This window comes from Marisediminitalea alba (genome assembly GCF_002993365.1).
GTDB classification, from domain to species: Bacteria; Pseudomonadota; Gammaproteobacteria; order Enterobacterales; family Alteromonadaceae; genus Alteromonas; species Alteromonas alba.
Genome location: NZ_PVNP01000127.1, coordinates 1 through 2,648, shown reverse-complemented (window position 1 = coordinate 2,648; position 2,648 = coordinate 1). Strand labels below are relative to the sequence as shown.

1 protein-coding gene and 2 pseudogenes are annotated in these 2,648 nt (G+C 40.2%); 1 reads left to right on the top strand and 2 read right to left on the bottom strand.

All coding sequences use genetic code 11. The annotated features are described in order from the left end of the window. Positions 1-352, top strand: a pseudogene (locus C6Y40_RS12275) (IS4 family transposase); the annotation flags it as partial. Here C6Y40_RS12275 and C6Y40_RS12270 read toward each other — a convergent pair. Continuing rightward, the gene (locus C6Y40_RS12270) at positions 342-2,024 is read right to left on the bottom strand and encodes a hypothetical protein (RefSeq protein ID WP_105934842.1); all 1,683 of its coding nucleotides are present in this window, start codon (positions 2,022-2,024) and stop codon (positions 342-344) included. The pseudogene C6Y40_RS12275 and the gene C6Y40_RS12270 overlap by 11 nt on opposite strands. Positions 2,025-2,296: 272 nt before the next feature. After that, positions 2,297-2,648: pseudogene (locus tag C6Y40_RS12260) on the bottom strand (IS4 family transposase); the annotation flags it as partial.

Sequence of the window (2,648 nt, the reverse complement as noted above, 5' to 3'; positions counted from 1 at the left end):
TTATCGCCAGCGCATGCAAATAGAAGAAGGCTTTCGGGATATGAAAAGCACGCGCTTTGGTCTGGGGTATGAAAATAATCGCAGCACAACCAAGACACGCATTACTGTTCTGGTCTTGCTTACCACACTGGCTTCGTTAGTGGCTGTACTGTTGGGCATGCTATTAGTTGTCAGTAACAAGCATCGACGCTTTCAGGCAAATACCGAAACAAAATCCGTACTATCCTTTCACTTTCTTGGCTTGAGAGCTTTTAACACCTCAATGCGATTTACCCTGCATCAGTGGAAAAAGACGATCCGCTGGCTTGATGAACTCACCGCTGAAGCTTGCATGAGCAAGATTACATGCTAAATTCGTGGGGATCCCTCAGTACTGGATATCTGTAGTAACGGCATGCTGATAAAACAATATGGGGGTGCCCTTCTTTTACTGCGGATAGCTCCCAATACTGATTAGACTCTTTACACTCTTTTCCTATATGGGTTAGAACTTCTTCAGGGGTCAACGGAAATCCTGTTGTAGCTAGTCCATGAGACTTTGAGTTTGCGTACATGTGCTCTTCCGAAGTTTTATTTGGATACCAATATTGCAAAGTACAACTTGGTAAATGTTCGTCAACTATTTCTTTAATTACACTAGATAACTTTGTTGCCTTATAAAGAGAGCAATACGTAGCCAGTAACGGAAATAAAATACTGCCTCTCGTTACTTTTTCCTTATAACTATCATCCTTGTCTTTGGTGTTTTTATGCATCAACAATTCTTGGAATTTTTCTAACGTTGTTGGGTACATTGAATTTGTAATAAAGGCAAATTCGACTCTATTGACTATTGCTTCTAGCCAACTAACTACAAACTCGTCATTTCGAGAATCTAACGAGAAAAGATAAAGAGCTAACCCCAAATCGATTGCCTGAGAATCTTTAAACGGAGAATGCAAAACGGGATTATTTTTGATGAGTTTTTTCATTGTTACTGTTAACTCATCCAACTTATTTTCCTGAATGCTGTGATACTCTGCGTCTTTTAGCTCATTATCCTCTATATTTAACTCTCGCAACTCTTCGGACATCCAGAGTCCCCGAAGTGCAACTCTACCCATTACATCAAATAATTTTAAGTTAATATCAATACCTGATGGAGAGGATACGGCTGTGGATGCAGCATGTAGATGTTCTGCAACAGGTGCAATAACAATGTTTACATATTCATCTGAGATCAGATGGTAAGTAGACAGCAAACCCTTGAAAGCAGTTTTTGATTTCCTATCTTGGCAAGTTTTTGCTTTATCCCATAAATGAAGAATCGAGTATTCAGCTGACAAATATGCTGATTCAAGATTTCCTTCATCTCTACACCACGAATATAAGATCCATAAACAAATATGAACTCGTAAAATTGCGTTAAATACACCTTTCGTATCCTCGGTGCTTTCGATAATTGAATGGACAAGAAGACGAAAGTTGTGATGAGAGGCTTCAGGCTCATCTAATAATGCTAGCGATTTACGAAGCATGGATTGCCAGTTCTTAGGCAGTAACTCTTCCTTAAGCAAATACTCTAAAATCAAGTCCGATAATTTATCGCCATTCCATTCTTCAAACGATATATTGTCTTCTGTATTTCTTCGCAAATATCCTGACACATCTTGTCTTATTCCAGAATGAACATCCCCACCAAAGCATAAACAAATAACAATTGGTTTATCCGCATGTTCAGGAGGTATACGAGCTGAGATAAATGAATCTTGAATTTCCTCAAGGGACGGACGAAGTGCTTGATCTGTGTTTCCTCTCCATGTACTTCTTGTTAAATTACCGGACTTGACAGAAAACAAATAAACCTTTTCCGCATCACCTCTTATACTCCCTACAGCTGCGACATCTACACCATACTCTTTGACTCCGCGCGTAGGAGAAATAAAGACGTTCATTCCCATTTCGCTAAGAAGATCTGGTAATACTACGTCTAATTCACTTCTTTCTTTCAGTGAGGCAAGGTATTGTTTTAGTATCAATTTCATTGAGTATGCCCCTCAGTTCGCAGGAATCTCAGCTCTAGCTCAAAACCTTCGGGGTCTAATATGTGAAGTTTAGGCATTTCTACAGAGTGCGATATCGATTGCATCTGTACTTCTGAGCGGTGATGCTCTCCAGTTTCGTCAGATACATAAAAAGCAGAACTATTACCATATAGTAAATGCTGCACTGTACATAATTGCTCAAAGATTGATTTCGGAGCTTCGTCCTTTGCTTTCTGCATACTGTTATTAAATTCTGAGGGATCCCCACGAATTTAGCATGTAATCTTGCTCATGCAAGCTTCAGCGGTGAGTTCATCAAGCCAGCGGATCGTCTTTTTCCACTGATGCAGGGTAAATCGCATTGAGGTGTTAAAAGCTCTCAAGCCAAGAAAGTGAAAGGATAGTACGGATTTTGTTTCGGTATTTGCCTGAAAGCGTCGATGCTTGTTACTGACAACTAATAGCATGCCCAACAGTACAGCCACTAACGAAGCCAGTGTGGTAAGCAAGACCAGAACAGTAATGCGTGTCTTGGTTGTGCTGCGATTATTTTCATACCCCAGACCAAAGCGCGTGCTTTTCATATCCCGAAAGCCTTCTTCTATTTGCATGCGCTGGCGATAA